Below are 6,790 nucleotides of genomic sequence, written 5' to 3' on the forward strand. Positions count from 1 at the left end.
CATCCTGCTGCTGACGGCTTTATGATTTTCACTTTATTATTAATATTTGTACGCACTTTAGTAAGCTTGCCCTTGCCCAAAGGGCAAGCGACTGCGACTCCCAGCCCCACTTCCGTTGTCCCATCAATGGGCGGTGACAGATGCACACACTCGAACAAAGGATGCAGACGAATTGACGTATCTAGATACAATAATCCAGAAGCTTTGCCGTAAAACGGTAAGAGCGGGCATAAGGTCCACCAAACCAAGATCCCGTCCTTGTGAGGAGTCCAGAGGGCACAAGCCCTTTGGGGCCCTCCCTTGCAGGGAGGGTTTGGGTGGGTAGAACAATTGGTTTTAATGTGTAGAGTTCCTAAGGGTCTGGCTTGGTAGAAACTCTTTAAGCGAGTTGGAAACTTGTCTCGTCCACAAGCTGCACCTTATTAATGGTGCCGCCGCCAAGGCAAACATCCCCATCGTAGAAGACGACCGCCTGACCTGGCGTGATCGCTTTCTGAGCTTTATCGAACACGACCGTCGCTGTACCGTCTTCTCCAAGCGTTAACGTAACGCCTTGATCCGCCTGACGATAACGGAATTTCGCTGTACAGTGAATCGGACCTTGCGGAAGTTCTGGTGCAATCCAGTTCATATTTTCTGCTTCAAGGCTTTGTGAGTAGAGACGTGCGTGAGCATCACCTTGTACAACAAACAGCACGTTGTTCTCCAGATCTTTATCAGCAACGAACCATGGCTCGCCGCTGCCGGAGCCGCCGATGCCAAGGCCTTGGCGCTGGCCAAGCGTGTAGTACATGAGGCCGTCATGACGGCCTTTCTCTTCGCCTGTACGCAGATCGATCATTGGACCAGGCTGGGCTGGCAGATAGCCGCTTAGGAATTGCTTGAAGTTACGTTCGCCGATGAAGCAGACACCTGTGCTGTCTTTTTTCTTCGCAGTTGCAAGACCAGCCTCTTCAGCGATGCGGCGAACTTCCGGTTTAGGCAGATGGCCGATCGGGAACATTGCCTTCGACAGCTGCTGCTGGTTCAATTGGTGGAGGAAGTACGTTTGATCCTTATTGCCATCTACGCCTCGAAGCAGCTTCGTTTCACCGTTTTCAGTGCGCTCAACACGGGCATAATGACCAGTAGCGAGATAATCTGCACCGAGGTCGAGCGCCTTTTGGAGAAATTCGCCAAATTTAATTTCGCGATTGCACATGACGTCCGGGTTCGGTGTTCGTCCCCGCTTGTATTCATCGAGGAAATACGTAAACACTTTATCGAAGTATTGACGCTCGAAATTGACCGTATAGTAAGGAATCCCGATCTGATCGCATACACGGCGGACATCTTCTGCATCCTCTTCTGCCGTGCAATGACCGAACTCGTCGGTATCATCCCAGTTTTTCATGAAAATGCCGATGACATCGTAACCTTCCTGCTTGAGCAGATAGGCTGTAACCGACGAATCGACGCCGCCGGACATGCCGACGATAACGCGCGTTTCTGCTTTCGATTTATTCATAAGGGTTAACCACCTTTGATGCTAATTAATGAATGTATTGTAACACGGCACCGGCTCTTTTTCATCTTCGTCTGAAGGAACTGTGCTTTTCTGCACACTTTTTTCAAGAGAAAGACACGATATTGCTACACGAAGGGCTAACATTGTGCTAACATATATGTGATGTTAAACCCACTCGGAATATTATCGCTGGAAGCCTTGATTTTACTGGGCTTCCAGCGCTTTTTATTTGTAAGTAGAACGGGAATATTAGTTGATTGGTGCCAAATTGGTGCCAAATTTTTCGGGTGCCAATTTCTCGAAGTGATCGGCAACACTTTTTTGTGCCGACTTGGTGACGTGAGCGTATATCTCAGTTGACGCCAAGTTTGCATGACCGATGCGATCTTGGATCACTTTAAGAGAGAATCCTTCATCAAGCATCATGGTCGCCATGGTGTGACGCAGGCCATGAATTGTAACAAATCGAAACCTGTGATAATCGAGGAATTTAATCCAACGCTTGCGCGGTGCCGTTACGGAGATGGGGAGGCCCTTTCCTGCATGGAATAGATATTGCCGGCTGCCGCCTTCCCAAGCATATCCGATGGCTTCTTTGGCTTCCTCCCATTGCACTTGGTATAGTCTCAGTAGATGCATAAACCATACCGGCATGATGACTGTTCGCTTAGACGTCTTCGTCTTTGGATTGCGTTCAACGAATCCGATTAACGGCAGTTTGCGGGAGATAGTCTTCACGATCGACAGTTCATTCTTCTCGAAGTCCACGCCTGTCCACTCTAAGGCTACAATCTCGCCCCGTCTGAATCCTCCTATGATAGCAAGGCAGAAGAACAAAGCCCACATGAGCGGGAGAGAGAAGAGGCGTTTGATAATCTCCTCTGACTCGTTGCTCTCATAATACATTTCCTTGTTGATGTACTTCGACTCACGAACGTTCTTCACGCCCACCATAGGATTCTCTTTGAGCAGCTTCCATTCAATGGAACGAGTGAATACGTTCTTGAGTGCTGTATGAAGGTAGGACATTGAATTTAGACTCATTGGCTTACCTTTCTTGGTAAGCTTCTCAGTCCGAAGGAAATTGAAATGCTCGACAAGCATGATAGTTGTAATTTCATCGATATACTTATCTCCCAGGTAAGGGAGTATATATCCGTTCAGATACACCATTCGATTATAGCATGTATTCTCTGACATGATATTCGGGTTAGATGCATAGTTTCTTTCCCACAACTCAACCAGCTCTCGCAGCGTATAACGTTTAGGGAGATCAGGTAGTGCATGTTCCGTTTCGGCAGTCTGTTGCTGCTGTTGTTTTCTCAGCTTCTTAGGAACGTACGTGCCTTCCTCCACGGCAACAACGAGTTTCGCGAGTTCCTTGTCTGCCTCTTTGCCGTTACGGCAGTGGGCAGTTTCGGTAATGCGGTCACGGCTGCCGTCTGGTTTCTTGGACTCCACAATTAAGCGATAGCTGGTCTTGCCGCGCTTCTCCCAACGCGCCATACGATCACTCCTTGTATTCTAATAAACCTTTTTTGTAGTCTTCATAGATTTCGTCGCGTTCGTAAGTTTCAGATGGGGTGGGGTCGGGGGTTTTGTGGACGGTGACAAGGGGTTTGAATGGCCAGAATGCAACTAGGACACCAATTGCGAGTGCTACTGTGTATCCTAATAATGACCATATTACATCATTATTCTTCTTTTGCAAGGCGTCATCACCTCCTGAAAAATATAAATTCAGAAAATTAATTTGTTAGTTCCTCATTGTTCGACAGCAAAATAATTGATATTGTGGTAGAATATTTTTACTTGCGGATCAATATTTGTCGTTGACTTTATGGCGTTGATATGTTGTGTACCAACATGCCGAGGGGCGGAAGGAAATTACTCCTTCGCAGCTACTTCTTTAACGCCACACTAATTCGTACAACCTGGTTGGTTCGCATTTCAGCACTTTGGCAAGGGTCATAGCGTCGGCGTAGGTCATTGTGTACCGGTCTGTTTCTAACGCTGAAATATGGGAGCGTGATAACCCAGACAAGTCTGCCACTTCCTGTTGCGAAAGGTTGCGTTCTAGACGGCGTTCTCGAAGTAAGCATCGCCCGGCCACATAAGCCATACGATACTCCTCGACAATATTTTTTCGACAGCACTTTTATACGAACGCTTGTTCGCTTATTGTTGTTCGTGTATTATGGTAATATCAACGTCGCGCCAAGGGGTGTTGCTGAAGTGGGTATAGAGAAAGGTAAGAATGATCAGCTGGATAAAGAGGTCGAATATGCATTCATACAACTCGGTATACCTTTAGAACCTCTGTACGAGATTCTCGCACCTTCAGATGCTGCGGCTGCCCTGAAAAGGACCCCTGCGGGAAAATGAAAACCAATTTAGCGCTGGATAAAAAGCCCTAGTGTTTGTCTCTAGGGCTAACTCACGTAACCCCTATGTAATGTTCTACAATATTAATCGTTTTCGTTTTATCTTCCACTTGTTCAATCCCTTTATAAATATCCTCGCAATACTTCTGTTCTTTTAAGATCACCAAATAATATAAACCACTACTTTATCTAGCACTTATAACCCTTATTAATAAATCAATCCTTAGAATTTAACATGATTCTAGCCACATTTAATATATCTTTTAGTTTTGATTCAGATATTTCCTCACCTTTATAAAGTAAGTTTGTTTTTAATAAATCAATTGCTTCTTCATCATCTAAATCAATGGCTTGAAGAATCGCATCCGCACCTTTCCCTGGTGCTATTCCTTGCGGATCGTCAGTATTTCCAAGTAGATAGTCAGCAGAGACTCCTAAATATTCACTTAGTTTTTGTAGCACTTTATAACTTGGCTTTCGTCTGCCTACTTCATAACTTGAATAAGTTGTTTGTCCTACTCCAACCGCTTCAGCTACTTGTTCTTGCGTTTTATCTATTCTTACTCTAGCGCTCCTTAATCTTGAAGCGAGAACTTTCATTCTCTTCACCTCATTTCTTACAGTAAAGTGTAACTAAATGACGTATAAAAATAAATCTGTCTAGAAGTGCTAATACAGTATTGACGTACGCCTAAATGACGTGATACGCTTAGTATCGTAACAAAGGCATCATCCAGTTTAACCAAGACTTAAGGGTTTTATACTAAATGTTTGGAGGTGTATCCAATGCTCGCAGAAAGGACGTGGTTGAAAGAAAAGCGCCAGCGACTTAGTCTGACACAAGATGCGATTGCAGAACGGATCGGTATTACTAGAGCCAGCTACGCACATTTTGAAACCGGTCGCAGAACTCCAGCTCCAAGGGTTGCTAAACGACTTGCCGAAACGATGGGATTTGATTGGGACATTTTTTTTGCAGAATAATACGCCTAAATGACGTACTACACAAGGAAGAGGTGTATGCGATGAGTGAAAAATTAGCTGGATTGGCTGCTTCTTTGGAGCAAACAATCAAGGGGCTTGTCGGAGAAGGTACTCAAATCAATGAGGATCAGATCAGGAAGATCGTAAGAGAGGAATTAACGCGGTATCGGTTGGAAGGGACATTGGACGCTAATCAGGCTGCGGTGTATTTGAAGGTTCACCGTAACACGATATATGAGCTTTCTAATAAAGGGGAATTGCCTTACGTCAAAGTAGGGGCGCAAAAACGGTATCGCATAGCAGCATTGGAGGCCTACTTGGAAATGAACGAAGTTAACAAAATTGCGGTGGGTTGATCCAGCTCTGCTGGGAACGGAGCTGGATCGGATCAAGAAGGGGTTTTTAACGGGGACGAGGTAGCGTGGGGACGCTGGCCGTTCAGCTTACGGGGTTTTGATCTGAATTAATCGTACAACTCAGTGGCGCCACAATACAAGGCGTCGGTTGTGGCATCTTGCCACAATCACATTGCGCGAAGGGAGGTGAAGAAGAGATGTCGTTAGCAATGACCGTCACGCAGTACCGCAAGGCTCGTGGGTTATCACAAGAGCTTTTGGCAATTAGGGTTAAGCACCATCGTTCAACGCTGGCTAAGGTGGAATCGGGTGAACGTCCCTGCCCACCTGGTCTTGAAGCAGAATTGGTCCGAGAAAACTGGCGCTTCGCCCTCAAGATTGCTGACGAAAGGACGGGCGGCTGGATATCAAACATGCTTGAACATTGCCCGGAGATGGACCTTCATCCGGCAGCGTTAAAAGAATTGATGATGAAAGAGTTACACGACTTGAAGACAGCACTGGAGGGGCTTGTGTTGGCGAAGCACATCGACCCGGATCAGAACCGGGAGAGGGCACGTGAGCTCTGGCACGAGGCGACGGACGTTATCGAGGTAGCAGCGATCCTGCGCGGCGTGATGGAAGAGCATTTCAACTTAGATATGCCGCAGTTAGTGAAAGAGCATGAGATGCAACGAAGGGAGATGAAGCGTTGATTCTATTAGATGGCGAGATGAAGCAACTGCGAGAGCGCGTTATAAGTTTAACGGCAATGTATCGAGCGCTAAAGCATGTGCAACAGCCTGACGGTACTTGGGATTGGTTCCTATTGAATGAAATCGAAGAATGTGAGGTTGCGCTAACCTCTATAAAAACAAAAATTGCCGCCGTGGTGGGCGACAATAGCGCATTGCAACCGGTCGAATGGTTTCATGCTGTCTTCATTATAGCAGATGTTTTGCTGGAAGTGAATGGGTCTGAGGGAAGGAGTGGGGCTGAATGGATCTCGACCGCTTCTCCCGACCGATCTGGGGCGAGCGCTATCTTCATTCAAGAGATGAAGGCTACCTACCATTAAGGGATGACGAGCACGACCAAATAACGGCTGAAGCCGAATCGGAGGAAGAAGATGCGCGGATATAAAGTGTTTAACCCAGATTGGAGCTGCCGGGGCTTCATGTACGAAGTCGGCAAGACGTTCACCCACGAAGGCAGTATCGAACCATGCGCAAGAGGATTTCACTTCTGCGAGAAAGTGCAAGATTGCTTCAACTACTACAATTTCGATCCAGCGAACAAGGTAGCGGAAGTCGAAGCACTCGGTGAAATCAAATCGGATGATGACAAGTTCGTAACCGATAAGCTTCATATCGTTCGCGAAGTTACGTGGCACGAGATGCTTGCGATAGCCAACCTTGGTAAGGGAAATACAGGACATTCCAACGCGGGCCACTACAACGCGGGCCACTACAACGCGGGCAACCGCAACGCGGGCCACTACAACGCGGGCCACTACAACGCGGGCAACCGCAACGCGGGCCACTACAACGCGGGCCACTACAACGCGGGCAACCGCAACG

10 protein-coding genes are annotated in these 6,790 nt (G+C 47.0%); 5 read left to right on the top strand and 5 right to left on the bottom strand.

The genetic code is table 11. From position 1 onward, the window contains the following. Positions 1-379: 379 nt before the first annotated feature. From mnmA to DFQ01_RS28080, 5 genes are all read right to left on the bottom strand, one after another. On the bottom strand, positions 380-1,507 hold the full coding sequence (gene mnmA / locus DFQ01_RS28060) for a tRNA 2-thiouridine(34) synthase MnmA (protein WP_110047245.1): 1,128 nt from the start codon (positions 1,505-1,507) through the stop codon (positions 380-382). 249 nt (positions 1,508-1,756) lie between these two features. Then, the gene (locus DFQ01_RS28065; protein ID WP_110047246.1) at positions 1,757-3,013 is read right to left on the bottom strand and encodes a tyrosine-type recombinase/integrase; all 1,257 of its coding nucleotides are present in this window, start codon (positions 3,011-3,013) and stop codon (positions 1,757-1,759) included. A gap of 4 nt (positions 3,014-3,017) precedes the next feature. Continuing rightward, the gene (locus DFQ01_RS28070; RefSeq protein WP_110047247.1) at positions 3,018-3,218 is read right to left on the bottom strand and encodes a hypothetical protein; all 201 of its coding nucleotides are present in this window, start codon (positions 3,216-3,218) and stop codon (positions 3,018-3,020) included. A 198-nt stretch (positions 3,219-3,416) separates the two neighbouring features. Further along, on the bottom strand, positions 3,417-3,629 hold the full coding sequence (locus tag DFQ01_RS32265; RefSeq protein WP_110047248.1) for a helix-turn-helix transcriptional regulator: 213 nt from the start codon (positions 3,627-3,629) through the stop codon (positions 3,417-3,419). Positions 3,630-4,107: 478 nt separating this feature from the next. Beyond that, on the bottom strand, positions 4,108-4,491 hold the full coding sequence (locus DFQ01_RS28080) for a helix-turn-helix domain-containing protein (protein ID WP_110047249.1): 384 nt from the start codon (positions 4,489-4,491) through the stop codon (positions 4,108-4,110). A 186-nt stretch (positions 4,492-4,677) separates the two neighbouring features. Between DFQ01_RS28080 and DFQ01_RS28085 the strand changes: the two genes are divergently transcribed. From DFQ01_RS28085 to DFQ01_RS28105, 5 genes are all read left to right on the top strand, one after another. Continuing rightward, on the top strand, positions 4,678-4,875 hold the full coding sequence (locus DFQ01_RS28085) for a helix-turn-helix transcriptional regulator (protein ID WP_110047250.1): 198 nt from the start codon (positions 4,678-4,680) through the stop codon (positions 4,873-4,875). A 41-nt stretch (positions 4,876-4,916) separates the two neighbouring features. Then, complete coding sequence (locus DFQ01_RS28090; protein WP_110047251.1) at positions 4,917-5,231, top strand: helix-turn-helix domain-containing protein; 315 nt, start codon at positions 4,917-4,919, stop codon at positions 5,229-5,231. Between the two features lie 197 nt (positions 5,232-5,428). Beyond that, a complete protein-coding gene (locus tag DFQ01_RS28095; protein ID WP_110047252.1) occupies positions 5,429-5,926 on the top strand; it encodes a helix-turn-helix domain-containing protein in 498 nt (165 codons plus the stop codon). Continuing rightward, positions 5,923-6,288: a hypothetical protein gene (locus tag DFQ01_RS28100; protein WP_110047253.1), complete on the top strand. Its 366-nt coding sequence runs from the start codon at positions 5,923-5,925 to the stop codon at positions 6,286-6,288. Before DFQ01_RS28095 ends, DFQ01_RS28100 begins: the two co-directional genes overlap by 4 nt. Before the next feature lie 51 nt (positions 6,289-6,339). Next, positions 6,340-6,790, top strand: a 451-nt coding sequence (locus tag DFQ01_RS28105) for a DUF7666 domain-containing protein (RefSeq protein WP_425452449.1), incomplete at its 3' end; no start/stop codon positions are given.

It is taken from the genome of Paenibacillus cellulosilyticus (genome assembly GCF_003182255.1).
GTDB classification, from domain to species: domain Bacteria; phylum Bacillota; class Bacilli; order Paenibacillales; family Paenibacillaceae; genus Paenibacillus_T; species Paenibacillus_T cellulosilyticus.

What these genes read in the sequence shown, in the direction of transcription:
- mnmA (WP_110047245.1), bottom strand. Translation starts at nt 1,507, where the DNA reads ATGAATAAATCGAAAGCAGAAACGCGCGTTATCGTCGGCATGTCCGGC.
- DFQ01_RS28065 (WP_110047246.1), bottom strand. Translation starts at nt 3,013, where the DNA reads ATGGCGCGTTGGGAGAAGCGCGGCAAGACCAGCTATCGCTTAATTGTG.
- DFQ01_RS32265 (WP_110047248.1), bottom strand. Translation starts at nt 3,629, where the DNA reads ATGGCTTATGTGGCCGGGCGATGCTTACTTCGAGAACGCCGTCTAGAA.
- DFQ01_RS28080 (WP_110047249.1), bottom strand. Translation starts at nt 4,491, where the DNA reads ATGAAAGTTCTCGCTTCAAGATTAAGGAGCGCTAGAGTAAGAATAGAT.
- DFQ01_RS28085 (WP_110047250.1), top strand. Translation starts at nt 4,678, where the DNA reads ATGCTCGCAGAAAGGACGTGGTTGAAAGAAAAGCGCCAGCGACTTAGT.
- DFQ01_RS28090 (WP_110047251.1), top strand. Translation starts at nt 4,917, where the DNA reads ATGAGTGAAAAATTAGCTGGATTGGCTGCTTCTTTGGAGCAAACAATC.
- DFQ01_RS28095 (WP_110047252.1), top strand. Translation starts at nt 5,429, where the DNA reads ATGTCGTTAGCAATGACCGTCACGCAGTACCGCAAGGCTCGTGGGTTA.